The organism is Nostoc sp. FACHB-190 (genome assembly GCF_014696905.1).
Lineage (GTDB): Bacteria > Cyanobacteriota > Cyanobacteriia > Cyanobacteriales > Nostocaceae > Nostoc_B.
This window is the reverse complement of record NZ_JACJQW010000022.1, coordinates 1-24724: the sequence shown is the minus strand read 5'-3', so window position 1 is coordinate 24724 and position 24724 is coordinate 1. Positions and strand designations below refer to the sequence as shown.

The following is a 24724-nucleotide window of genomic DNA, read 5'->3' as shown; positions in this document are numbered from 1 at the left end:
TTAAAAGTTTAAAGTATTTATGACATCATTTGCTTTAAAAGTGATGAGAGGATAATTTTAAAGCAAAATCGCAAAAACCTTTACCTATTCAGCACTCTGGCGATTAGCTGGCTGATTAAAAAAATGACAATAATTCTTTAAAGTGGACAATAATAATTTAATGGACACCATTAAGGCTTCACCTTCTAAGATTACTAAGGCTGTCCTAACTGTCCTAATGGTATTTCATGCTTCGGACAATAACAAGTGGTAACTCTAGGGTCAAGTTGACTAAATTATGGGGTAAGCCTTGGTTACTACTATGACTACTAATGACAAAATCTATCAAAATGATGGCGATCCCTAGGGCTAAAAAAGCTAGTCTAGCCGCTTCTGGATATATGCTGAAAATCAAAAAGTTTAAGGTTTATCTACTCGTTAGTAGAGCGGTTGGGTTGATGAGTGTTGGCTTTCATCACTCTGCGGGTTTGTCTCAGTCACCCCAACCAAGGGTGCAATTAACTACGGAACCGCCAATTGGTCAAATTATACCTTTTGAGGCTGAAGCTAGTAAACCGCAATTACCAGTCAAGCTGACACTACAAGTCTAAGGTTGTACCTGTTGAATTAAGTTTTGTGTTTGTTGATAGTTTACGGTGTCGCCTTGCTGACGGAAAAGTGTTGCGGCTTGCTGTAAATCCGCGATCGCGTTACGCTGATCTCCTAAAGCATATTTAGCCAGTCCGCGATTACCGTAAGCATCTGCTAAATTTGGATTCAAGCTAATTGCTTGATTAAAGTCAGCAATTGCGGCTTGGGGATTTTGTTGTTTAAAGTAAGCCAGTCCCCGATTATAGTAAGCATCTACAGACTGCGGATCAATTTTGATTGTGCTGTTAAAGTCGGCAATTGCTTTTGGTAAATTTCCCATTTGGGCATAAACTGTTCCCCGACTATTATAAGCGTCTATGTGCTGGGGATTGAGTTTGAGTGCTTGGTTAAAGTCGGTAATTGCGGCGCTTAAGTCTCCAATTTGTGATTTAGCTAAACCCCGCAGACAAAAACCTTCGTAAAATTTGGGATTCTGCTGTACTACTTTATCAAAATCTGCGATCGCTGCACGAAAATCGCCTTGTTCTAACTTCTGTATCCCTTGTTGATAAGATACTTGAAAACTTGTTTGATCATTTGGTGTCTTGGCATAGACAACCCCAGGTGTTGCACCCAACAAAATTGTAATTCCCAAAACTGCAATTTTTTGCTGGATATACTTCATCAACTTCACCCCTTCATATTTGCAGTAATTTTCCATATTTTAACTAATAACATTCAAATCATCCGAATTTGATAAAGATTCTCTTTCTTAAAAAATTCAACTTGCATAAAATAGCAATTTCTCATAAATTTGAATATATGCTCATATATTAAATAAACCGGGATTTTGCCAAAATGCAACATAAAATACATTCAGACCATTCCGATTGTTGCGGTCACGATCATCATGATAATCATAACCATAACCATGAGCATCATCACGATGATAATCATAACCATGACCACGGCGGAGAATTTATTTTCAAAAATGAGATATATTCTCTAATTGTCATTGGTGTTTTGTATATATCTGGGCTAATTTTTGAACAACAATTACATAACACACCTTATGCAATTGGCGAATATTTAGTGTTTATTCCTGCTTACCTTTTGAGTGGTTGGACTGTGTTAAAAACAGCCGGACGCAATATCCTCAAAGGCAGAATTTTTGATGAAACATTTTTAATGACAATCGCCACACTAGGAGCTTTAGCAATTCATAAATTACCCGAAGCTGTAGGTGTGATGTTGTTTTACAAAATAGGCGAATTATTTCAAGATATAGCTGTAAGCCGTTCGCGTAACTCCATCAAAGCTTTATTAGAAGTACGCCCAGATTATGCTAATCTGGAAACAGAAGGTACTATCAATAAAGTATCTCCAGAAGCCGTAAAAATTGGCGACATCGTAGTTATTAAACCAGGGGAAAAAATTCCTCTAGATGGGGAAATTATTACAGGAAATTCCCAAGTTGATACATCAGCTTTAACAGGAGAATCAGTACCACAAACCGTTAGGGTTGGCGATACAGTATTAGCTGGTTCTATCAATCAAGTTGGATTGCTCAAAATTCAAGTCACAAAACTATTTAATGAATCTTCCATCGCCAAGATTTTAGACTTAGTACAAAATGCCAGAAGTAAAAAAGCAGAAACCGAAAAATTCATTACAAAATTTGCTCGTTATTACACGCCCATAGTTGTTTTTATCTCTCTAGCAGTCGCCATATTACCACCTTTATTAATTCCTGGGGCGACCTCTTCAGAATGGGTTTATCGCGCTTTGATATTATTAGTAATTTCTTGCCCCTGTGGATTGGTAATCAGTATACCTCTGGGTTATTTTGGGGGAATTGGTGGTGCAGCCAAACGCGGGATTTTGATTAAAGGCTCGATGTTTTTAGATACCTTAACTACAGTTAAAACAGTAGTTTTTGATAAAACAGGAACTTTAACAAAAGGTGTGTTTAAAGTAGTCGAAATTGTGCCATTTAACGGATATAGCGAAAAAGAAATAATAGAATTAGCCGCCAAAGTAGAAGCTCATTCCAATCACCCCATCGCTCAATCAATTCGAGCCGCATATACTGAGAGTTTTGATATTTCCGAAGTGTCAAATTATGAAGAAATAGCAGGACAGGGAATTAAGGCAACTGTAGGCAATAAACTAGTATTAGCAGGAAGCGATCGCCTACTCCATCAAGAGCAGATTACCCATCATACCTGCGACGTAGAAGGTACAGTTGTACATCTAGCGGTAGATAATATTTACGCTGGATATATTATTATTGCAGATGAGTTAAAAGCCGATGCGAAAGCAGCGATACAAGCACTCAAAAAAATCGGCGTAGAAAGAACAGTTATGTTAACAGGAGATAATCAGGCGATCGCGGCTCGAATTGCTCAAAAAATTGGCATAGACTCTTATATTGCCGAGTTATTACCAGAAGAAAAAGTTTCGGCAATTGAAAAGTTAATTAGCACTAATCCTAAACATAATAAAGTCGCTTTTATTGGTGATGGTATTAACGATGCACCTGTGATTGCTAGAGCCGATGTTGGTATGGCTATGGGTGGGTTAGGCTCAGATGCAGCAATTGAAACTGCCGATATCGTCATCATGACAGATGCACCTTCTAAGGTAGCTACAGCAATTCAAATTGCCAGAAAAACTCGCCAAATAGTTTGGCAAAATATTAGTTTTGCCTTAGCAATTAAAATTGCATTTATTGGCTTAGGAATTTTAGGTGTCGCAACCATGTGGGAAGCTGTATTTGCTGATGTTGGTGTAGCCTTGCTGGCAATTTTTAACGCCACCAGAATTATGAAGTAGTCAGGGAACTGTCTGCTATAGGAGTCGTCAGTTTAACTCCTACTACTTAATAGAGAAATCAAGTGAATCTACCAATTAAAAACATCACAACTACTGTGTTAGCTTTATTAATTAGCTACTCAGCCAACCCAGCAATTGCATTACCACAAAGTAACACTCATAATTTCACCATTGCTCAATCAAAACATTTAAACGATACTTTAATTGTGCCTGGTGAAAGAGTCGGGCTAATTACCCGCAAAACCACCAAAAAAGATTTAGTCAAGCTATTTGGTACATCGCGCTTAACTGATAAAACCATTTATGGCCCAGAAGGAATCGGTCGTTTTGCCGCTACTCAGGTAAACTTAGGCCGAGAGCGATCGCTTTTGGTAGTCTGGAGTGATAACACGCGCACTAAACCCCTAGATGTGCGTAACTTAGGTACAGCGTGGAAAACCCGCGAAGGTATTGGTATGGGTACGCCGTGGCGCGAGTTACGCCAAAAATTAGGTAACTTTAAACTTTATGGATTGGGTTGGGACTATAGCGGTACGATTTTGCTAGACAGCAGTAAACTATCCCGCTATCAAGGTAAACTCATCCTCCGCGTAGACTCTGCGCCTAATGCTGACCAAAAATACCCCCAAGACTATCAAGCCGTCCTCGGTGACAGCACTTTTTCCTCTAGCAATTCTCACTGGAAACCTTTAGATATGAGAGTTGCTGAGATGATTGTCATACTTAACCCCAGTCAGTATTAAGGGACTTCATCATTTACGGACAAGGTGGATAAGGGAGATAAGGGAGACAAGGTGGACAAGGGGGACAAGGGAGACAAAGAAGACAAGGAAGATATAAGTCTTGTTGAGTTAGAACATGGGATGATTTATTTTTTGGAGTTTAGCCTGCACATTAGTAGGAATGAAAATTTTATTGCTTACCGACAGAAAAAACGGAAGCTCAAGTTAATTAGTGTCTATTTATACCATTTTTGATTTTGGAAATCGCTATACTTATTTTTAGGTTCTACCTGGGAATGATGAAGTGGCTCTGCCACTTCTTTTTATTTGAGCCATATCCCATATAAAAGTCAAAAGTCTGATTTAACTTTTCACTTTTTCGCATTACCTAATCATTAGTCAAATCATCACGCCATTTATTGAGATTTTCTGGAGGTTCAGCCTCACGTACTCTTGCTAATTGCCAAGTTCCCCACATCAATGGCTTTTGTTTTTCAACATGGTTAATAAACTGCACAATAGAGTGATCTGCTTTGATGGGTGTTTTTAAGTCAAAGCGAATAGTTTGGAAAATCTTACTATCACCTTTAACAAAATGTGTACCCACAAGCTTGGCTAACCACAACGCAAATTTATTAAACAACCTGCCCAAAATTCCCCGACGTTTTTTCATCATAAAAATAGTTCGCCCTTCTGTTTTGCCCTCTGCTAACAGACGTAGAGCAAACATAATATGAAACCCTAAAAAATCAGGGCCAAGAGTGACTATGTTAGTACTGCCATACCAATAACAAATACTATAGGTAATGGGGTGTTTAGAAAAAACACGAATCAGTTTAGTGAAGTTAAAATCTCTCCTTGGGTCTGTAATTTTTGTGAAAATGATGGCATTGTGATGATATTCATGTTTGTCAAAAACAATGTCTAATCCTAGTTGATGAACTGTATTAAAGTGTTGAGCATCAATAGCATTCAACATCACCACATTCGGATGACAGTTTTTCACAAAATGAAACCCAAAAGCCACATCAAATTCATAAGCTGCTAAATCTGGAATATATGGCAATCGGTGTTGTGGTGTTTCTCCAGTCCAAATCCAAATCATTCCATATTCTTCATCTGTCGGCCAAGTTTTTAACTTAATCGGTAATGGCTCATCTAAACAAGGAATTTCTACGCAAATCCCCTGTTCATTAAATTTCCAATGATGGAAAAAACAGCGTAATTCGCTACCTTCTACTCTACCTTCTGCAAGATGAGCGCCCATGTGAGGGCAGTAAGCATCACAAATAACTACTCTTTTGTCTTGACCACGATAAACAACTAAATTTCTTCCTAAAATAGTAACAGGCTTTACCTCTCCTATTCGCAGATTTTGAGATGGCATTACCCAATACCAGCCCTCAATAAAACGCTCTGGATTATTAAAAATTTTAGGTTTACGCATCGAAATGTGATTCTGCGAGTTAACAGTTATTTGTCAACTTCACTAGAGGTGAAGCGGTTCTTCTAGAAATATCATTTAAATCAATAAAAAACAGTTATTTTGAGTACTAGGAAAAATATCATAAAAATTGCTCGGCTAGTTTTTATGATATTCAAAATCAGAGATTGTTAAATTTATAGCTAACTATTATAAGTTGGTATTCGCTAGAATATAATAATTATCAATGGTTGCAAAAATGAAACTGCGTAAAATCCGAATTAACTTTGAGATATACTAGATTTTATATGTAATTTATAATTGAGATTTAGATTTATTTTTGTTTATTATGCACATATAATTTGGTCTGATTTATCCTTGAATATGCTGCTGGGTAAGTAATATAGAACTATGATTTTATTTCTGAAATGTACTTAGGATGTTTTATTGGCGAGAGTACGGCATCTACGCAAAGTTTTCGGTGCGTTACGGCTTACAACTAACACACCCTACTGGCGTGGCAAGGCTAAAGTAGTGCATTAGATTTGGATAAAAACGCAGATAAACGCTGATGAACACAGATAAAATCTATTTTTTAATGCAACATTTAAGGCTTGCCACGCCACTACTGACATTTTTTCAGAAATAAAATATTATTCCTATAGGTAATTCGATTAACATCAAATTAGTAAGATGTATGTTTTAAGGTTGTTTATTTCAGAGATACTTTATCTAGCAAAGCTTAAATTATCGTTAATCTAACGCACCCAAAACTCTGTTACTCGACTGCTAATCCTGATTTAGCTGTAAAATAACATACTTAATATTTACTTTAGAAATCGACTCTCAGATGTTGGATAAATTACTATAAAATTTCTACAGACTTGACCTAACTCGTCATTAGTAGAACTGTGCAAATTCATTCTCACTCAGAATTTGATCCTAGATCAAACCAGCCTGTTGAGCAGGGGTTACGAAGAGTTTTAGAGCGCCTTGTCAGAACAATGCAGCGCGATGCTTTGATTCGGCAAACAACTCATGAATTGAGAGAATCACTCCAAGCCGATCGCGTAGTCTTATATTACTTTTATTGGCAATGGCATGGCCAAGTTACATTTGAATCCTTAAGTTCTGATAAATATTCGATTTTGGGTTCCACAGGGGCAGATAATTGTTTTACCAATGAATATGCAGCTTTATATTTAGCTGGTAGAGTGAGAGCGATCGCAGATACTAACCTTGAACCTTTACCAGCTTGTCACCGTCAGTTTCTCCACAGCATCCAGGTACGTGCCAATTTAGTAGTGCCGATTTTAGTTCCCAAAGGCTTGTGGGGGCTGCTAGTCGCGCATCAATGTCAAGCACCCCGCATTTGGTCGCAAGCAGATATCAATTTAGTGCAAACAGCAGCGAAAACCCTCGCCACCGACGGGAATATTTTAGGAAGTTAAATTAATGAATTTAATTTTGGGCAACTACTTACTGTGCTGATAGGAGAATCAACAATGAAACTGGGTTATACAATTATTTGGGTCAACGATGTCATTAAGACCGTGGAATTTTACGAAAAAGCATTCGGGCTAGTGCGTCGTACTCTCAAAGAAACAGATAAATCGATTTGGGCTGAAATGGAAACTGGCGAAACCACCTTAGCATTCTCCTCAACCAGTGAAGCCGAAACATTATTTCCGAGTGGTTTTCGCAGTCATGATCCTGCACAACCACCAGCACTAATGCAACTTTCATTTGTCACACCGGATGTTGGCACAGCTTACATGAAAGCGATAGGTGCAGGGGCAAAACCCTTAGATGCACCTAAAGCCATACCAGGAGGACAGACAGTTGCGCGTGTGCGCGATTTGAATGGTGTGCTGGTGTCGTTAGTGAGTGCTTGAAGAGGGCAGGAGAATTTTTACTCAGCATTCAGCACTCTAATTGAGTTTTCCAGTTAGCTAAATCTACCAAAGAGCGATCGCGGTAACGTCCATAACGCTCTGGCTTACTTTTAATTTTCACACCTAAATCTGGCAAAATTCCAAAATTAGGCGGCATTGGTTGAAAATGTTTCGGTGAAGCTGAACTAATAAACTCTAATAACGCCCCTAGCATTGTCGTAGGCGGTAAAATCAACGGTTCTTTGCCCAAAGCCAACCGGGCGGCATTAGTTCCCGCCAACCAACCACCAGCCGCCGCCGCCGTGTAACCTTCCGTACCAATTAACTGTCCAGCCGCTAGTAATGTGGGACGTTGTTTAAATTGCAAAGTAGGCTGCATTAGTTGGGGTGCATTAATAAAAGTGTTGCGGTGCATTACTCCCAACCGCACAAATTCTGCCTTTTCCAAACCTGGAATCAATTGAAAAACTCGCTTTTGTTCACCCCAACGCAGATTAGTTTGGAAACCTACCATATTCCACAGTTGCCCAGCTTTATCTTCTTGACGCAACTGCACCACAGCATAGGGACGTTCCTCAGTCCGGCTATCAGATAAACCGACTGGTTTTAAGGGGCCGTAACGCATTGTATCTTCGCCCCGTTGTGCTAATTCTTCAATTGGTAAACAAGCTTCAAAAAACTTGGCTGTTTCCCGTTCAAAATCTTTCAATTCTGTTTGTTCTGCTTGACACAAAGCTTGCCAAAACTGCAAATACTGTTCTTTATTCATCGGGCAGTTGAGATAGGCGGCTTCACCTTTGTCATAGCGCGATGCCATAAAAGCAACATCACGGTTAATCGATTCACCAACAATAATGGGACTAGCCGCATCAAAAAAGCTCATATACTCCATTCCCGTGAAGCGGTGCAAGTCTTCTGCCAATTCAGGACTAGTTAACGGCCCGGTTGCTAACACCACAATACCTTCAGGAATAGCCTTGACTTCACCGCGCCGAAATTCTACTAAAGGATGGTTCGATAAAGTTGCGGTTAAATCTTGACTAAATTGGCCTCTGTCCACAGCCAACGCCCCACCCGCCGGCACTGCATGTTCATCAGCTTTAAATATGACAATAGAATTTAATTGTCGCAGTTCTTCGTGCAGTAATCCCGCCGCGCGATCGCTGGCCATCGCCCCAAAAGAATTACTACAAACTAACTCTGCCAAATGTTCTGTGTGATGGGCAGGACTGAAGCGTTGAGGGCGCATTTCATGGAAAATGACAGGTACTCCAGCTTGAGCAATTTGCCATGCTGCTTCTGTTCCAGCTAGTCCACCTCCAATTACTTGTATCGGTTGTTGTTCCATAATCATCTGCGTCCGTCTGCGTTTATCTGCGGTTAATTACCACTGTAATGTATTAGTTCATCACATCTATAGGACTTACACAGACTCTACGATTTCTTGGCGTTCTCGGCGACTTGGCGGTACCCTGCGGGAAGCCGCTTCGCGTCTACGATAAATTAAGCTTTTTGGGAATTTTTGCGTAAGTCCTGATCTAGAGAAATTACTCATACCAGATTTGACTAAAAAGCGATCGCACCCAACTTATGCGATCGCCATCACAAAAATACATAAATTTTATTTACCCTTTAAAAACCAACTGAATTATTAAGGTAAAGTCGGTTCCGAAAAGCTGAGGGGGTTGTTGACTTCAGCTTTGGGTGATTCATCAACTACGCTGGTGGTTTGTTTATCACATTTTGCCGTGCTGTCATCGGTTTCACTAAACTTCCCAGGACGGAGGGCGACTAATGCAGTTTTAACAATCACAGCCGTAGGTACAGCGACAATTACACCCAACAATCCGCCAATTCTGGCACCAGTCAAGACAGAAATTAGTATCCACACTGGATTTAAGCCAGTAAAACTGCCCAAGATGCGCGGCGCAATTAAATTTTCTAAAATTTGCTGCACAATTACAGCTGCGAGTAAAACTCTGGTTCCCATCCAAAAGTCTTGCAACGCCACCAATGAAGTCGTGAGAATAATCCCCACAGAACCGCCAAAGGGGACAAGCGCCATAATCCCAATCGTCAAGCCAAATAACAACCCAAATGGCACCTTGAGCCATAAAAAGGCAGGAATTAAGGCGGATGCCATACAGGTAGATAAAATTAGCTGGGTGATAAAAAAGTTTTGGAAACTGAGGCGGACTGTTTGGGAGAAAGGTTCCCGAAATCGGCTGGGTAGCCACTCTACTAAACTTTGCCAGAGTTCATCACCGTGCTGCAAAAGATAGAAAGTCAAAACCATCGTCAGCAGAAAATCGAGCAAGCTGGTGAAGGTGACAACAGCCAAGTTGAGGACTTGTCCCGCGATCGCTTGTAATTGTCCCTTGACGCGATCGTTGATTTGGACTACAAGTGCATCAAGGTTAATTGGTAAGCCGAGGAGTTCTGCTTTTTCGTTTAACATCATCAACTGCGATCGCCCAGAGTCAATTAACTCTGGTATACGCGCCACCAGTTGTTGCGCTTGGGTGAGGGCCAGGGGAAACAGAGTCACGCCCAATGCTAACAAAATTGATAATGCTAGTAAAAACACCAGCACAGCAACTTGCTCTCGCTTTGCCCCGTGGCGTTCCATCCAGCTAACAGGGTAGTTGAGGAGAAATGCCAGTACTGAGGCTCCGACTAAAATAACTATTAGAGAATGGAAATAATCAAAAATTGCGGAAATTGCCCACCCATTGAGGACTAGCACTGGTGCGAATAGAGCGATCGCTCCGATTCGCGCTATTGGTGTTAGGGTCTGCCACCAGTCGATTAGCTTGCGTGTCTGCATCTTTAGCCGCTTGCGAGATAAAACTAAATAAAATCTTTCTCTAAAGCCTATTATCTCTAACTACATTACAGTCTTTCATCCCTCTAGTTTAGGATTAGACTCAGCCAAATGGAAAATTTTGACCCAATTCATGATTCTTTCGGCAGAGAGGACAGGGATCACCCTACCTCACCTGAGATTTTTAGTCAAAACTCCCGCCCCAATAAAATAAATTTAGTGATTTATGTTATTCCCGTGATTGGGGTGCTGCCATCTCTGTGGACTCTCTACCGTCGTCAAGGAAGTCGGGAACAACTAATAGTTAGCCGCCAGTCTGTTACTATGACATTTGCTTGGCTTTTAGCTTATCTCTTATTAGCAACTGGATCAGCATCTTCGGAATTTTTTGCCTTGCGTTTATTAATACTCAATAGCTTTCTGACATCTGGTTATTTTTTAGTGAGTATTTGGCTAATTTTTCGGATTATTCGCGGTCAATCTAGTCGTTTACCAGGGTTGAGCTACCTAGCCGAGCGAGTCTTGGGCAAGTATTTATCGTGATGCTGTTTTGTCAATCTCTAGACGGTATTTTTACTGAATTTTTATCTAATTACAAATTATCTTCTAGCGGATCTAGTCAAAGTGACTTATTGTTGTCATACTTCAATAAAACATATCAGGATTTGCCCCAAAAAATAAAAATCCTGCTATAAGTGTTGTGGTTGACATAATAGCGAAAAGTCAACATGGTTAATTAAGAGTTAACTACTATGAGTTGATTATTTGCATACTGATAATCTGCAAATTTACCGAATTTAATCAGCAAGTGTGAGGAAGTCTGTGACCATTCAAAGAACTTCGGCGGAAGAAAACCACTCAAAAACCCCCAATATGAAGGGTAGAAAGTCGATAAACCCTAAATCGGGACGTTGGTTGTGGTTCTGGGTGGGGATGAGCGGCATTGCAATGGTATCAGCAATGGCTGGTGCTTTATTGGCAGTTTCTTTGACTAGAACGCCATTGCAGCAAGCCGATCTCAGTCCCCAAGAAGAAGCCGTCTTTGACAGCGATGCGATCGCCGGTGGTGGGTTGCGCTTTTCTGAATTAACTCGTCCGGTGAATCTTTTAGTCATGGGGATGAGCGTACTACCCCCCGATGTTCAAAATCCTCCCGAAGAAGCTAAAAACCTCCGCTACTTGCCCCAAGTCAACTCTTTTGATGGTCTTTCGGATGTCATGCTATTGGTCAAATTTGACCCACAGACCAAAAAAATAGTCATGCTTTCGATTCCCAGAGATACTCGCACAGAAATCGAAGGCTATGGCACAAGAAAAATTAACGCCGCCAATGTGGAAGGCGGCCCGGCTTTAACAGCCAAAACCGTCAGCAATCTCTTGGGTGGTGTTGGTATTGACCGCTACATTCGGATTAATGTTTTGGGAGTTGCTAAACTCATTGATGCTTTGGGTGGCGTTACAGTCTATGTTCCCAAAGACATGAAATACAAAGATGAATCTCAACATCTATATATTAATTTAAAAGCGGGTAAGCAACATCTCAACGGCGACCAAGCACTACAATTGCTGCGTTTTCGTCATGATGAATTAGGTGATATTGGTCGGATTCAACGCCAGCAAATGGTCATCCGAGCTTTAACTGATCAAAGCCTCAACCCTGCAACTTTAGCGCAATTACCCAAAGTTCTGAATGTAGTCAAAGAACACATTGACACTAACTTAACGGTAGAAGAATTAGTTGCTTTATTAGGCTTTGGTGTGCGGACTAATCGCTCCAACATGGAGATGTTAATGCTGCCAGGACGCTTTAGCGAGAAAGGCGAGTATGATGCCAGCTATTGGTTGCCTAGCAAAAATGGCATTGCCAAGCTTATGGCTAAACAATTCGGCTTAGAATCAGAGGCTGAAAATACTGAGCCACAAGCGAGTGATCCTGGTTCTGTGCGCGTTGCCATTCAAGATAGCACAGGAAGCGATCGCGCCGCCCTACGTCCTTTAATTCGCGCTTTAGAAAGGGCTGGTTATCGGAATGTTTATATCGCCAAGCCTTGGACTGAACCATTAGAAGTCACCCACATTGTTGCTCAACAAGGAGACGGCAGTAGTGCGGAATCAATACGGGATCTTCTAGGAATTGGCGAAGTCCGTGTCGAAAGCACTGGTAGCCTATATTCTGATGTCAGCATTCAAGTAGGCAAAGATTGGCTACAACATCAAATGCCTTTGAATGATTCGTCGACTCAATCTTATTAGCAATTAATTAAATCACAGACTTTTTCAACAGCAGAGGAAAATGGATTCACCTTTCCCCTGCTGTTTTTTATTCAAGACTCACGCACAAAGATTATCTGTGGAGATTAGGTGTAAGGATTTTGAATAAGTACACCCTATACCCCTATACCCCTACACCCTCGCCAAAACCATTGATTTTTCGTTTTGATGCGTAATACCAATTTTATGTAAAGCTGCACAGTATTTTACCCCTCCCTAACCCTCCCCTTATAAAGGGGAGGGAACTAGATTGTCTTATTTCCCCCCTTTCCCAGGGAGGATTAAGGGGGGTAATTGATTTTTATATGCGTCTTCATATTAAATTGGTATAAGTCCTAGTTAAGAATGAGTGTAAGGGTGAAAGAGTATGAGGTGTAAGGGTTTTGAGCAAGTACATCCCTATCCCTTTTGATCTATTTCAGGAACGTGAAGGAGTTTACAACTTGTTGATATGCTCGTCTGTAAACAGCATCATCGTTACCGTAACCAGTTTTGGATAATGACACAACAATAATTCGAGAATCTTTAGGACTAATAAAAGCAACGTGTTCGTTTTCGTATAATCCACTAGAATAAAATTTTACGCCCGTTTGTCCGGCAATTTTCGCAGATTTAAAGTCACGGGTTGCGGAAAACTGGTTACTCTGTTTTATCCACTGCTGCAAAGAAAATTTGCGGGGATTATTGTATACGGCAACTTGCACATTAGCAGGATATTCTGTACCACCTGCATAAGCTCCAGCGCGAATTTTTTGGGCGTGTTGTTTAGTCCAGATGTCAATAGCTGCGAGAGGCTCACCAACATTATTTTTCGGAGTTGATATCTTGTTATCTATGACAAAATCTTTGTTGGAGTAACCAAAGCGAAAACGAAAGCGATCGCTGCGGTAAACTCCTGAAGCTTGTGCTAATGTCCCTATTGGTTTTGCGATCGCTTGGTTAGTTACAGAAGCATTAACTGGAACTTGGTAAGCAATTGTTCCTGCTGCGACTAAACTCATCAAAATTGGTGACAAAATCCATTGCTGAATTTGCTTGTTGTGAATTTGCATAATTCACTCCTGGGAATCTGATCTTTTAAACTATCCAGAAATAATAGCTCCAACTTTTCCACAACAATTTCCGCAATTTATAGCAGGTTATACCATTTTGGATTTTAGATTTTGCGAAAAGTTGCGTGGGCGGGTTCCCCGACTTGAGCAAACTTTTCAAGACAGATTTTGGATTGAGACAGGCTTTACTGGTAATACCATTTCACTTTAAAAATGATACGGATATGCAAGTAGCGCCTCGACTTCTCCTGACGGAGACGCTGCGCGAACGCTCGGCGACCAGAAGCAGAGTTGCAGAGGAAGCGATTTCTATCAGTAATTTCGTGAAATGGTATAAGCTTTTGGGCAATTCATTTGTCGCAATCATTTTTAAATTTGGTATGACAAGTTCTGACTTCTGCTCCAAAACAACTTCAAACGCCCAGGCTGTATCAGTCTGGGCGTTTGAATAATAGGTTGCAGAGAAACTTCTGCGAAGTAATTAAATTAAGCAGGCATCATGTGCATAGAACGGCAGGCTTCGGCGCATTTACGGCAAGCTGCGGCACATTCCATCATTTTGGCATCATCGCTCATTTTTTCACAAGTCATGGCACAGCGATCGCACATCTCAGCACACAACATACAAGTGCGTCCCATAAATTCGGAACCGCCCATCATCATGTTCATACACATCATGCACATCTCAGAGCAATCACGCATCATGCCCATCATGGACATATCCATGTACATACCGCCTTTACTCATGCAGTAAGTCATAGTTTCCATGCACATTTTCTGACATTCCATGCAAGCGTTCATACAGGTTTGCATTTCCGCAGTCATGGATTCAGTCATCATCATCATCATAAGAAAAATCTCCTGATTTTTTGATGCTTTTATCGCGTCCTTTGCTGGACTTACCTATAACATTAATCTGATATTTTTCAGGGGTCAATAGACGTTTTTATCATTTTTTGAAGACATTAATTCCGATAAATTTACCGGAATTACTCAACAATAACCCCTAAAATAGTGATGTTTATTCGCAAATAATTAATCTATTCAGCTTTTAAACTACGGTATTAGGCTGGAGATTCTTTCGCGGCGGCAAAACCTAGCTGTAAAGTCAGTCTAGAGCGATGTTACAGACCTCAATAATGTTATATTTCTTTAACAAGCAATTAAAAAGTAATTTAAACTTAATACGAAATTTTGGGGAAATTTCATTTATCTAAAGATAGATTTCTAGTAATTCACAGATATCTAGATTTATTCAATAATCAACGCTAGTTTCTATGCTTGATAAATCAAAAATCTCTAATAAAATGCTCTTTCCTACTTCTGTAAGGGCGGGTTGATGAAGAATTTTATGTACAGATTGATTGAGTAAACCCGCCCCTACCTACTCCCCGCCTTTACAGATAATTTCAACAATTTACCCTGTCTACCTTGTCGAACTCAGTATCATCGCCACTGGGCAATTTGTACAAAATTGAGTCAACTCCAGAAAATTCTAAAAATTGATAAAATTAAAGTATTACAGGGAACTACCATCTTTCCAAAAACTAGGGCTGTTAGTTTAGCCAAAACTTTGGGAATTATCAAAATACTAGTCTCATAGATATTGTCTGCCAGATCAATCACATCTGACGGAATTTGGTCTCATCCACGAAAATTCCGCATGACAGCTGAGTTTTCGCTATCGTATCTTCAGCAAAGAACATGGCCAGAAAAAGCACTATATTTGTTTACGCCCAAATTCCATCAAACCGAGGATTGGCAAAGACAGGGGTAAAGCAGGATGACGCTTGCTCAACAAGCGATTAAACTGTGGGTAATGTCAATCCTTGTATAGCTTTGAGCTATACATAAATAAAACTAATGACATTGTTAATTATTCCTAAAGTCTAATTCTTGCTATAAAAAAACTACTTATGACAGTGCATCAACGTGGTGTTGGGGAGACCGCTGATTTAATTATTGGTGTTCACAACCAAGAAAATCAACAATTACAACCCAATTCAGCTCCTGTGGGTGCCCTTGCTAGAAGAAAAGGAACTATTTCTACTTTTCTGGCTCCTTTGACTCAGGACACTTTTAAACAAGTGGTGACTGAAGTTGAGCATAAGTTACAGATTGTACACCAAACCCTGTCAATGCTAGATTCTCATGGGTTTGAGACAATCCTGCAAGAAATGTTGCAGTCCATTACCTTAAAAACTGGGGAATTATTAGGAGCAGACCGGACGACTATATTTTTGTTAGATGAGGAAAAACAAGAATTATGGTCAATTGTAGCGGCGGGAGAAGGCGATCGCTCCTTAGAAATTCGCATCCCAGCCGATAAAGGCATTGCGGGTGAAGTCGCCACCCTCAAACAAGTAGTTAATATTCCGTTTGATTTTTATAGTGACCCCCGGTCAATCTTTGCCCAAGCCCAAGAAAAAGTGACCGGCTACCGTACCTATACAATGCTGGCTTTGCCACTGTTAAATGAACAAGGGCAGTTAGTAGCAGTAGTGCAGTTACTGAACAAATTAAAGTCTATCCACGATATCAACGCCCCATTAGCAGAGCGAATTGATACAGTAGGTTTTACACGCAGTGACGAACAGTTATTTCAAGAATTTGCGCCATCAATTCGCCTGATTTTAGAATCTTCGCGCTCTTTTTACATGGCGACGCAAAAACAAAGGGCGGCGGCGGCGTTGATGAAAGCCATCAAATCTTTGAGCCAAAGCAGTTTGGATTTAGAAGATACCCTGAAGCGGGTAATGGACGAAGCCAAGGAACTGATGAACGCCGATCGCAGTACCTTGTGGTTAATTGATCGCGATCGTCATGAATTATGGACGAAAATTACTCAAGATGATGGGACAAAAAGAGAATTACGTGTACCCATCGGTAAAGGTTTTGCGGGGATAGTGGCTGCATCTGGCAAAACCCTAAATATTCCCTTTGATTTGTACGATAATCCCGACTCAGAAACAGCCAAAAAACTTGACCAACAAAATGGCTACCGTACCTGTAGCTTATTGTGTATGCCAGTGTTTAACGCCGATCAACAATTGATTGGTGTTACACAGTTGGTCAATAAAAAGAAATCGGGTGAATTTCCGCCTTATAATCCTGCAACTTGGCCAAAAGCGCCAGAATGCTTCCAAGCCAGCTTCGACCGCAACGACGAAGATTTTATGGAAGCTTTTAATATTCAAGCGGGGGTGGCGCTGCAAAATGCTCAATTGTTTGCCACAGTTAAGCAACAAGAACAAATGCAGCGAGATATTTTGCGGAGTCTTTCTAATGGTGTTATTTCTACCGATAAATCAGGTTGTATTATTGCTGCCAATGAAAGTGCGAAACGCTTGCTAGGTGTAGAAGCCGAAGAACGTTTAGAAGGGAAATCAATTGATGAAGCGATCGCAATTAAAGAAGGCGACTTTAGCAAATGGTTTCAAGACGCTCTACACGGAGATGATATCAAACGCCGTCAGCAATATTATCCAGACCGCACGCTCATCAGCACTGGTACAGAACAAGAACAACACAGTATTAATTTATCAATTAACTCCATAGCCGATGTCAACGACCAACAGCAAGTCCGGGGTGCGTTGGTGGTGATGGAAGACATTAGCGATGAGAAACGCCTCAAGAGTACTATGTACCGCTACATGACTCAGGAATTAGCGGAAGAATTACTCAAGTTAGATGATGCCAAATTAGGAGGCGATCGCAAAGAAGTTTCCATCTTGTTCTCGGATATTCGCGGCTACACCACTTTGACAGAAAACCTAGAAGCAGAAGAAGTGGTGAGTATGCTAAATGAATATTTTGAATCAATGGTAGAAGCGGTTTTTAAACATAAAGGCACACTTGATAAATACATCGGTGATGCCATTATGGCCGTGTTTGGTTCACCTCTACCTTTAGAAGAACATGCTTGGATGGCGGTACAAACATCCATAGAAATGCGTCATCGCTTGCACGAATTTAATCAACGTCGTTACGCTGCGAATAAACCAAGAATTAATATTGGCATTGGCATTAATTCCGATACCGTGATTAGTGGCAATATCGGTTCAAGTAAGCGGATGGAATTTACCGCCATTGGTGATGGTGTTAACCTGGGTTCTCGCTTAGAAAGCGTCAGCAAACAATATGGTTGCGATATTATTCTGAGTGACAATACATTTAAACCCTGCCAAGAATATATTTGGGCGAGAGAATTAGATTACATTCGTGTCAAAGGTAGAAACGAACCAGTATCTATCTATGAATTAGTTGGTTTACGTTCTGACCCAATTCCCAGTGAAAAATTGCAAGTTATCGAACACTATCACAAAGGACGTGAGTATTATCTCAAGCGTCAGTTCACTTATGCGAGGGCTGAATTTGCCAAAGTTTTAGCATTTGACAACCAAGATAAAGCAGCAATGTTACATCTTTTGCGTTGTCAGCATTGGCTACAATCACCCCCAACTGATTTCGATTGGGATGACGGCGTTTGGACGTTTAATGAAAAGTAAAATTATCTGTGTAATATGAGCAGATGCAATTTATAGGAATAAGGTTTGATTCCTGAATTTGTGTAGGTAGGGAGTAGGGAATGGGGAGTAGGGAGTAGGAAAGAAGTCTGATCCGAGTGTACTGATTTTTTTTCAGAAATCAAATATGACTGCTATAGCAATCCTACCCCAAACGTGAGAAAATACGTAGATAAAAATCCTTGTTTTATAAGCGTTTGAGGCTTTTTGAACTCTCACATATCATTTAGGATTGTTATATAGGACTCATATTTGATATTTGATATATGTGACTACTATTAAATACTGTAGAGACGTTGTATACAACGTCTCTACAATTCTCTACAATCAGGTATTACAGCACTTTTGAAGTAAGTGAATCACACTATGAGTAATAAATAGTGAGTAATAAGTAAATTTCTAACTCATTACTCATTATTCATTACTTTTTTCAATCGGTTTACTGATTCGTTTTATCTTTGTGTTGGCTTAACCAAGCTTCTAAATCTGCCACTGTGGCAAAATCTAACAATGCTTCTCCCAGAGATTCTAATTGTTCAATAGATAGTCCTTGAATTTGCTCGATTAAAGATAGATCGATTTCTCCTAAACGCCGATTTAACAGCCGCAGAATTAGCTGTTGTTCTCCTTGTTGTAAGCCTTGTTGTAAGCCTTGTTTTAAACCTTCTTGTCTAGCGCGTTCTCTGTCTTCCTGATACAGTGGTGCTAATCTCATCACTAACTCCCGATCATCTGTTTCGATATTTTGGTTAATTCGTAAATTTTGTTGCAGGCTATAAAGTAATTCTAGCGTCACTTTTTGAAAGGGGTGATTTGCTGGTAGTGCTGTTAATTCATCAATCGCTCGTTGCTGCACTTTCCCACGCCCCAGGATTCTCAGCCATAGTGTTTCGGGAATAGATGGTAACTGATGAATTACGACTATAGCTGTTCGCAAATATTCAGGTAAAAAGTATACTCCCTCCACCCAATCTGATTTGAGAACTGCACCAAAACCAGTAAGGATTGACTCTGATGCAGTGGGTGTGAGTATCCATTGTTGAGGAATTTCTGAGTCTGAGATTTTGCTTTTGCTGCGATTTGCTTCTCGCTGAATTGCCTTGTTTACTTCTAATGATTTTGAAAGACAATCTTTAATTTCTTCGATGGATACTGGGTTGCGAAAGGGTTCAAAGATGGCTGGTGTTGTCGCCATTCTGCCTAATATTCCCAAGGTGTTTAAGTTAGCTGTTTGGTTGGGAATTGGTGTAAATAACACGTCTATTTCTTTGACTTCGGCTGCGACTCGGCTTGGTGCTTGGACTTGTCCGAAGGGTTTTAGTAGTTCTTCTAAATAGTCTTTGGAGAATTGATCATGAATAAATATCGTCATTATTTAAATGATTTACGCCGGATAATGTCTGTTATTTTACCAAAGCGATCGCCCTCCATAATCACAAAAGATATCTGATGGCGATCGCTGGTAAATTAAACATAAATTATCAAGCTTATTTATTAATTGATGACGATTTTTTAGCGCCAGAAACCAGGCCGCCAAACTGAGTCACCGCTATTGTAAAAGTGTAATCTGCCATAACCTAAAAATTGTCCGTGAGATTTTTCACCTGTAGGAAAAGCCGTAACTCCAAACAGATAAACACCACTACTGCGGGGATTTTGCCAAGGTTTTAAACCAATGGTAATGGTTTTACCGGGAGACACTGGCGGGTCAAATGTCAAGGTGATTGTCCTGGTTTTGCGATCGCCTGTTACAGTTTGTAATGCTACCTTTTGTCCCTTACCAGAAGGTTTACCTTCAAAAGCCACACTGTCGTTTAAATCAAAAGTAATATTGTCTACACCTTCATGCTGATTAATTGCTAGGCGTTGTAGTGGTTCACCCGCATTTTCTGGCAAACTGATTGTAAAGTAATATGTCGCACCCCAGGCGTAAATCTCGTTATAAGTAGTGACAGTATTAACTAACCGGGGTGGTTGTGCAAAATACACTGTGCCATCTTGTAATTGAATGGCGTAACTTGGCAGGAGATAGCCCTTGATTAAGGTTATGCTGGCGATCGCTGCACCCAATAATACTTTAGGACGCATAAATTTTTGGGATGGTTACTTAATTTATATTGTAAGTTGAGTGCGTCGTGCCTGTATTATTGCCATCATCTTCAGCATTAAACAAGCACAAGCATAAATATTTTTATTACATCTTTGTTACTTATTTCTGGTCTTAGTTAATACTATTTTGCAAAATTTAATTGATATTTGTTGTCAAAGTTACTCTTAAAGTTAGAAACTAAGAGTAAAAGCACAGTAATTATTTCGTATTATGAATACACTTTCTACATTTGCATTCAAGCGGTCAATTTGGCAACCCGCCATTATGTTGACCTTGGGTTTTTGGTTAAGTGCTAGTCTGATTTTAGATTGGGTAATAATGCCTACCCTTTATTTTTCTGGCATGATGAATGAAGCTGGTTTTACTACAGCAGGCTACGCAATTTTTTGGAATTTTAATCGCATAGAGTTGTTATCGGCGGCGATCATTTTAACTGGTGTATTGGCTTTGAGTAAAACTCAACATAACTGGCATCCTAACACTATTGTGTTTGCGGTTATTTTACTCACAGTATCTCTTCTAGAAACTTATTTTTTAACTCCCAATATGTGCGCGGCTGGTGTTCATCTCAATTTGTTTGAAACATCCACAATTCCCGCAGCAATGGATTTATTACATGGTGGTTACTGGGTATTGGATGCAGTGAAGCTGTTGACTGGCGGAATATTGTTAGGCCAATGCTGGCGGATGCAGGCTGAATAATAGGGAATTGGGAGTCGATAACAGGAAACTCACCTACAGCAGATTCGATGTTTATGAGTTACAGCAACTGATTGAAAAAAGTAATGAGTTAGAAATTTACTTATTACTCATGGTGTACCTCACTAACTTCAAAAGTGCTACAAATATTGTCTTTGAATTGAAAAACTAATCCGTCGGTGAAAATTGAAGGTGAAAAAACCCCAGCTTTTTAGAAAAACTGGGGTTCTCATTTTTTAGTCAAAATTTATTAAATTGATTCTGACTGCTTCTTCAAGGTGTTTATTCCGATTCGGGTGATTCTTCATTGTTAAAAAATAATAACCTTGCAGCCAGAATTGCAAAACCTACAGCCGCGATCGCTTTTAATATCCGTGTAGGTAATAACTCTGCAACTGCACCGCCAGCCAATGCGCCTAAAAGGCTAGTCAATAATAACGCGCCTGCTGTGCCAAAAAATATCGACTTTTGAGACTGGCCACGGCTAGAAAGTGCGATCGCAGCTAACTGGCTTTTGTCACCTAATTCTGATAAAAAAACTGTAATAAAACTTAGTCCTAAAAGATGCCAATCCATAATGTTAAGGGGAGTAGGGAATGGTGAGTGGGGAATAGGGATATAAATTAACCTTGCAATATATCCCAAAACAGCATGACGGAAATTAACAGCAACATAACTCCGGCTGATTTTTCTACAGTTTTGGGACTGAGGCGGCTAGATATCCAACTTCCCAAAAGTACACCTAGTAAACTTGTGCTGATTAATGCAGCCGCAGACCCCAGAAACACTACCCAAGGCGCGTGAGATTCTGCACTCATTAATAAGGTTGATAGCTGGGTTTTATCACCAATTTCTGCGAGAAATATCGTAATGAATGTTGTGCTGAAAACAACAAATGTCGATTCTCGCTTTTTGGGACTTTCCGTAATTACAGATTGCAGAGGCTCAATATTTGCAGCATCCAGTTGAGATTTAGCGTTTTCTTTTAATTCTGGCAGGTCTTTCGCAGAAATAACCACAGGCGCAGTGTCAAGTTTCACAGGCAGTATTTTTGTTACTAGGAGTTTTTCATATTTTTCTCATTTTCTCAGATATTTGTCATAAATTGCAACTATTAACTGATATATTTTTGAGAAAAACAGGACTTACGCACAAAGATTGTCTATGAAGATTGGGTGTAAGGGTGTAAGGGTGTGTGGCTTAAGGGTTTTAGATATATACACCCCTATACCCTGTACCCTTGCACCCTCGCCAAAACCCTTGATTTTTCGTTTTTATGCGTAAGTCCTAAAAAACCCAGTCGCTGTTTAACCTGTTCCCAACTGGAACCCCGGTTTGGGTTTTGTCAATGTAGTTCTAAGCGTCTATCCAATTCTTGTTTTTGCTCCTCACTCAGATATGCTGAGTGAGGAAATATCAACTTTGTTATTTGCGATTTATTGACTAATATCTGTAATTTTAAGTCCATTTTGGGCTGGCATTAAAATGAAGCAAGTAGTATTAGAAACCTTTGTAAATCAAGGCTTAGAAACTTCTTTGTCACTTTTTGATCAAGTTAAAACCCTATCACAAGATTTTGCGACTCGCGCCGCAGTGCATGATAAAGATGGTTCATTTCCTTTTGAAAATTTTACGGCGCTGCATCAAGCAGGACTGTTGGGTTTAACTATTCCCCGTGATTTGGGTGGACAGGATTTAGGGCTGGCTAGTATTTGTCAAGTTATTGAGGGGATAGCCAGTGGTGATGCTTCTACGGCTTTAGTGTTGAATATGCACTATTTACAACATGCTAAAGCTAATCGTAGTCGTTCCTGGCATCCTGAAGTATACAAGAAAGTTTGTCGGGAAGCGATCGCCAACTCCGCCCTCATCAACGCCGCCCGTGTAGAACCAGAGTTAGGTACACCAGCCAGAGGCGGTTTACCAGCAACAACCGCCCAAAAAACACCACAAGGCTGGCTGTTAACTGGACATAAACAATACACCACAGGTAGTCCAATTCTCAGCTACTTTGTGGTTTGGGCAAAAACAGATGAAGATGAACCCCAAGTTGGTAATTTTTTAGTTCCTTGTGATTTACCTGGGTTGCGAATTGTCGAAACTTGGGATCATTTGGGAATGAGAGCAACTGGGAGTCATGATTTAATCTTAGAAAATGTCCTAATTCCCGATGAATATGCTTTAGATATTCGTCCTGTCTCTATTAAATCACCACCAGACCCGATGACAGCCGTGTGGAACAGCTTGACATTGAGTGCTTTGTATTTGGGAGTTGCCACAGCTGGGCGAGACTGGTTAATAGAATACCTGGGCGATCGCACTCCGTCAAATTTGGGAACACCACTTGCTAGTTTGTCACGCTTTCAAATAGCTGTCGGTGAAATCGAAGCACTGCTGTATGCTAACCGCCAACTAATTTACAACTTGGCACAAGCAGTTGACAAAGGCGAGTCTGAACCTAATGTAGAATTACAAGCACAAGCTGTAAAATATCTCAGCACCACCAATTCAATTCGTGCAGTAGAAATTGGTTTAGAACTTATTGGTAATCCTGGATTAATGAAGAAAAATCCTTTAGAAAGACATTATCGTGATGTTTTGTGCAGTCGTATTCACACACCACAAAATGATGTGATTTGTCAATCTTTAGGAAAAGCAGTACTTAATAAAAGTGCTGAGTGCTGAGTTGAAAGTGCTGTGAAATAAAACCTCTCTTAAACTTTTTAAGAGAGGTTATTGGTGGAGTTTTATCAAACAGTTGGCAAGTGATACTAATTCTGTATGAAGATGCACAGAATCTTAAGAAACAAACCGCGAAGAGAGCCAAGGATTTAGAGTAAGGCGAACGCACCGAAAACTTTGCGTAGATGCGTTACGCTGTCGCTAATACATCCTACGTACTGAGCATTGAGCGTTCGCGTAGCGTCAGTCGAAATGCGTCTTCTAAGATAATTATGTCCACTTACTTAAATTATTCCTGGGCCTCTACCGCGTTTGTCACCTTTTTCTGTTAATTCGCCTGCTTTATCTTCATTGACTTCTTGAAGTTCGTTCATTCGTTGTGTGCTATCTTCGGCGGCTTCTTGACGTGCATCACCAGGAACTTCGTAATACATTTCTGGTTCAACTGCGTAGTTATTTAATAAACCTTCTTTATCCACTGTGTAACCGTCTGTAGTGTGGATACTTTCTGCGTCGGTTTGGTCATCAGTAGAGGCTGCTGCTTCTCTTTCTTCTGTGGGTAATGTTTTATATAAATCTCCTTCTCTTTCTTTCCGAGCAGCAGTTTCAGCAGGTACAATGCCTCTATCATAAGTATCTACTTCTGCTCTTTCGGATGAATCTACTGCTTTTTTAAATTTTTCATTAGCCATAATTTATGCCCTCGAATTTAAAGAAAAGTATGTTGTTTCATAGCTTCGAGAACTAGATTAGAATGTTGCCGCAAGTATATCTACTATCTTGAGAATAGATTTAAATCAAAAAATTATATTGCTTCTATATCTTGAGATGTATAGCAGTTGAGAGGTTGACAATTTCTAGATTTAATCAAGTTGCTGTAGAGACGTTGTAAGTAGGTAGACACAATTATTTATTTATAAGAAGCATTTCGACTCCTTTCTCCTGCGGAGACGCTAACGCGAACGACTACGCTCAAGGCAAGTCGCTCAATGCTCAGTAGCCTTATAGCGTTTACCAGTCTAATGAAGTACACTAATTAAAATAAATCAGTGTATCTACTCAAGGGTAAAAATGAAACCATATTCCCTCGACTTTCGCCAAAAAATAGTTGATAC

At 40.1% G+C, this 24724-nt stretch carries 24 protein-coding genes; 11 read left to right on the top strand and 13 right to left on the bottom strand.

Annotated elements, in window-relative coordinates; translation table 11 throughout:
* The first annotated feature begins 311 nt into the window (after positions 1 to 311).
* On the top strand, positions 312 to 590 hold the full coding sequence (locus H6G28_RS21830) for a hypothetical protein (RefSeq protein ID WP_190674096.1): 279 nt from the start codon (positions 312 to 314) through the stop codon (positions 588 to 590).
* On the opposite strand, the gene H6G28_RS21825 is transcribed toward H6G28_RS21830, so the two are convergent.
* On the bottom strand, positions 587 to 1255 hold the full coding sequence (locus H6G28_RS21825; RefSeq protein ID WP_190674253.1) for a tetratricopeptide repeat protein: 669 nt from the start codon (positions 1253 to 1255) through the stop codon (positions 587 to 589). The genes H6G28_RS21830 and H6G28_RS21825 overlap by 4 nt on opposite strands.
* Positions 1256 to 1428: 173 nt before the next feature.
* Between H6G28_RS21825 and H6G28_RS21820 the strand changes: the two genes are divergently transcribed.
* Positions 1429 to 3405 carry a heavy metal translocating P-type ATPase gene (locus H6G28_RS21820; protein WP_190674094.1) on the top strand — a complete coding sequence of 659 codons (1977 nt, stop codon included), beginning with the start codon at positions 1429 to 1431 and terminating at the stop codon, positions 3403 to 3405.
* A 62-nt stretch (positions 3406 to 3467) separates the two neighbouring features.
* On the top strand, positions 3468 to 4148 hold the full coding sequence (locus tag H6G28_RS21815; protein ID WP_190674092.1) for a hypothetical protein: 681 nt from the start codon (positions 3468 to 3470) through the stop codon (positions 4146 to 4148).
* Positions 4149 to 4515: 367 nt separating this feature from the next.
* On the opposite strand, the gene H6G28_RS21810 is transcribed toward H6G28_RS21815, so the two are convergent.
* The gene (locus tag H6G28_RS21810) at positions 4516 to 5604 is read right to left on the bottom strand and encodes an aromatic ring-hydroxylating dioxygenase subunit alpha (RefSeq protein ID WP_190591888.1); all 1089 of its coding nucleotides are present in this window, start codon (positions 5602 to 5604) and stop codon (positions 4516 to 4518) included.
* Positions 5605 to 6461: 857 nt separating this feature from the next.
* Between H6G28_RS21810 and H6G28_RS21805 the strand changes: the two genes are divergently transcribed.
* Together H6G28_RS21805 and H6G28_RS21800 are read left to right on the top strand one after the other, a co-directional pair.
* Entirely contained in the window at positions 6462 to 7001 is a 540-nt protein-coding gene (locus H6G28_RS21805; protein ID WP_190591851.1) for a GAF domain-containing protein, read from the top strand.
* 54 nt (positions 7002 to 7055) lie between these two features.
* Positions 7056 to 7445, top strand: a complete 390-nt coding sequence (locus tag H6G28_RS21800; RefSeq protein ID WP_190674090.1) for a VOC family protein — start codon at positions 7056 to 7058, stop codon at positions 7443 to 7445.
* Positions 7446 to 7473: 28 nt separating this feature from the next.
* On the opposite strand, the gene trmFO is transcribed toward H6G28_RS21800, so the two are convergent.
* The 3 genes from trmFO to H6G28_RS21790 form a co-directional block, all read right to left on the bottom strand.
* The gene (gene trmFO, locus H6G28_RS21795) at positions 7474 to 8793 is read right to left on the bottom strand and encodes an FADH(2)-oxidizing methylenetetrahydrofolate--tRNA-(uracil(54)-C(5))-methyltransferase TrmFO (protein WP_190674088.1); all 1320 of its coding nucleotides are present in this window, start codon (positions 8791 to 8793) and stop codon (positions 7474 to 7476) included.
* A gap of 75 nt (positions 8794 to 8868) precedes the next feature.
* A complete protein-coding gene (locus H6G28_RS37425; RefSeq protein WP_277883243.1) occupies positions 8869 to 9000 on the bottom strand; it encodes a hypothetical protein in 132 nt (43 codons plus the stop codon).
* Positions 9001 to 9096: 96 nt separating this feature from the next.
* Complete coding sequence (locus H6G28_RS21790) at positions 9097 to 10272, bottom strand: AI-2E family transporter (protein ID WP_190674086.1); 1176 nt, start codon at positions 10270 to 10272, stop codon at positions 9097 to 9099.
* A gap of 108 nt (positions 10273 to 10380) precedes the next feature.
* Between H6G28_RS21790 and H6G28_RS21785 the strand changes: the two genes are divergently transcribed.
* A complete protein-coding gene (locus H6G28_RS21785) occupies positions 10381 to 10812 on the top strand; it encodes a hypothetical protein (protein ID WP_190591857.1) in 432 nt (143 codons plus the stop codon).
* Positions 10813 to 11091: 279 nt separating this feature from the next.
* Complete coding sequence (locus H6G28_RS21780; protein WP_190591858.1) at positions 11092 to 12522, top strand: LCP family protein; 1431 nt, start codon at positions 11092 to 11094, stop codon at positions 12520 to 12522.
* Between the two features lie 431 nt (positions 12523 to 12953).
* Here H6G28_RS21780 and H6G28_RS21775 read toward each other — a convergent pair whose 3' ends face one another.
* Positions 12954 to 13592 carry a hypothetical protein gene (locus H6G28_RS21775; RefSeq protein ID WP_190674083.1) on the bottom strand — a complete coding sequence of 213 codons (639 nt, stop codon included), beginning with the start codon at positions 13590 to 13592 and terminating at the stop codon, positions 12954 to 12956.
* A 224-nt stretch (positions 13593 to 13816) separates the two neighbouring features.
* Here H6G28_RS21775 and H6G28_RS21770 point away from each other — a divergent pair, with 224 nt between their 5' ends.
* Complete coding sequence (locus H6G28_RS21770) at positions 13817 to 14044, top strand: hypothetical protein (RefSeq protein ID WP_190674079.1); 228 nt, start codon at positions 13817 to 13819, stop codon at positions 14042 to 14044.
* Positions 14045 to 14078: 34 nt separating this feature from the next.
* Here H6G28_RS21770 and H6G28_RS21765 read toward each other — a convergent pair whose 3' ends face one another.
* Positions 14079 to 14441, bottom strand: coding sequence for a four-helix bundle copper-binding protein (locus H6G28_RS21765; RefSeq protein ID WP_190674076.1), 363 nt, complete (start codon positions 14439 to 14441; stop codon positions 14079 to 14081).
* 1067 nt (positions 14442 to 15508) lie between these two features.
* On the opposite strand from H6G28_RS21765, the gene H6G28_RS21760 reads away from it, so the two are divergent.
* Positions 15509 to 18100, top strand: coding sequence for a GAF domain-containing protein (locus H6G28_RS21760; protein WP_190591861.1), 2592 nt, complete (start codon positions 15509 to 15511; stop codon positions 18098 to 18100).
* Between the two features lie 457 nt (positions 18101 to 18557).
* Here H6G28_RS21760 and H6G28_RS21755 read toward each other — a convergent pair whose 3' ends face one another.
* Genes H6G28_RS21755 through H6G28_RS21750 form a run of 3 tightly spaced genes read right to left on the bottom strand, consistent with a single transcriptional unit; the run spans position 18558 to position 20206 of the window.
* Complete coding sequence (locus H6G28_RS21755; protein ID WP_190674071.1) at positions 18558 to 19490, bottom strand: DUF4351 domain-containing protein; 933 nt, start codon at positions 19488 to 19490, stop codon at positions 18558 to 18560.
* Between the two features lie 36 nt (positions 19491 to 19526).
* Positions 19527 to 19655 (bottom strand): hypothetical protein, encoded by a 129-nt coding sequence (locus H6G28_RS37420; protein ID WP_277877201.1) that lies wholly within the window; start codon positions 19653 to 19655, stop codon positions 19527 to 19529.
* Positions 19631 to 20206 carry a DUF2808 domain-containing protein gene (locus tag H6G28_RS21750; protein WP_190674069.1) on the bottom strand — a complete coding sequence of 192 codons (576 nt, stop codon included), beginning with the start codon at positions 20204 to 20206 and terminating at the stop codon, positions 19631 to 19633. Before H6G28_RS21750 ends, H6G28_RS37420 begins: the two co-directional genes overlap by 25 nt.
* Positions 20207 to 20438: 232 nt before the next feature.
* Here H6G28_RS21750 and H6G28_RS21745 point away from each other — a divergent pair, with 232 nt between their 5' ends.
* Positions 20439 to 20930, top strand: coding sequence for a DUF4149 domain-containing protein (locus H6G28_RS21745; protein WP_190591864.1), 492 nt, complete (start codon positions 20439 to 20441; stop codon positions 20928 to 20930).
* A gap of 279 nt (positions 20931 to 21209) precedes the next feature.
* Here H6G28_RS21745 and H6G28_RS21740 read toward each other — a convergent pair whose 3' ends face one another.
* The gene (locus tag H6G28_RS21740) at positions 21210 to 21503 is read right to left on the bottom strand and encodes a TMEM165/GDT1 family protein (RefSeq protein WP_190674066.1); all 294 of its coding nucleotides are present in this window, start codon (positions 21501 to 21503) and stop codon (positions 21210 to 21212) included.
* Between the two features lie 47 nt (positions 21504 to 21550).
* Positions 21551 to 21967 carry a TMEM165/GDT1 family protein gene (locus tag H6G28_RS21735; protein ID WP_190591866.1) on the bottom strand — a complete coding sequence of 139 codons (417 nt, stop codon included), beginning with the start codon at positions 21965 to 21967 and terminating at the stop codon, positions 21551 to 21553.
* 445 nt (positions 21968 to 22412) lie between these two features.
* On the opposite strand from H6G28_RS21735, the gene H6G28_RS21730 reads away from it, so the two are divergent.
* Complete coding sequence (locus tag H6G28_RS21730) at positions 22413 to 23612, top strand: acyl-CoA dehydrogenase family protein (protein ID WP_190674063.1); 1200 nt, start codon at positions 22413 to 22415, stop codon at positions 23610 to 23612.
* 281 nt (positions 23613 to 23893) lie between these two features.
* Here the strand turns inward: H6G28_RS21730 and H6G28_RS21725 are convergent, their stop codons facing one another.
* Positions 23894 to 24301, bottom strand: a complete 408-nt coding sequence (locus tag H6G28_RS21725) for a hypothetical protein (protein WP_190674060.1) — start codon at positions 24299 to 24301, stop codon at positions 23894 to 23896.
* Positions 24302 to 24724 lie beyond the last annotated feature (423 nt).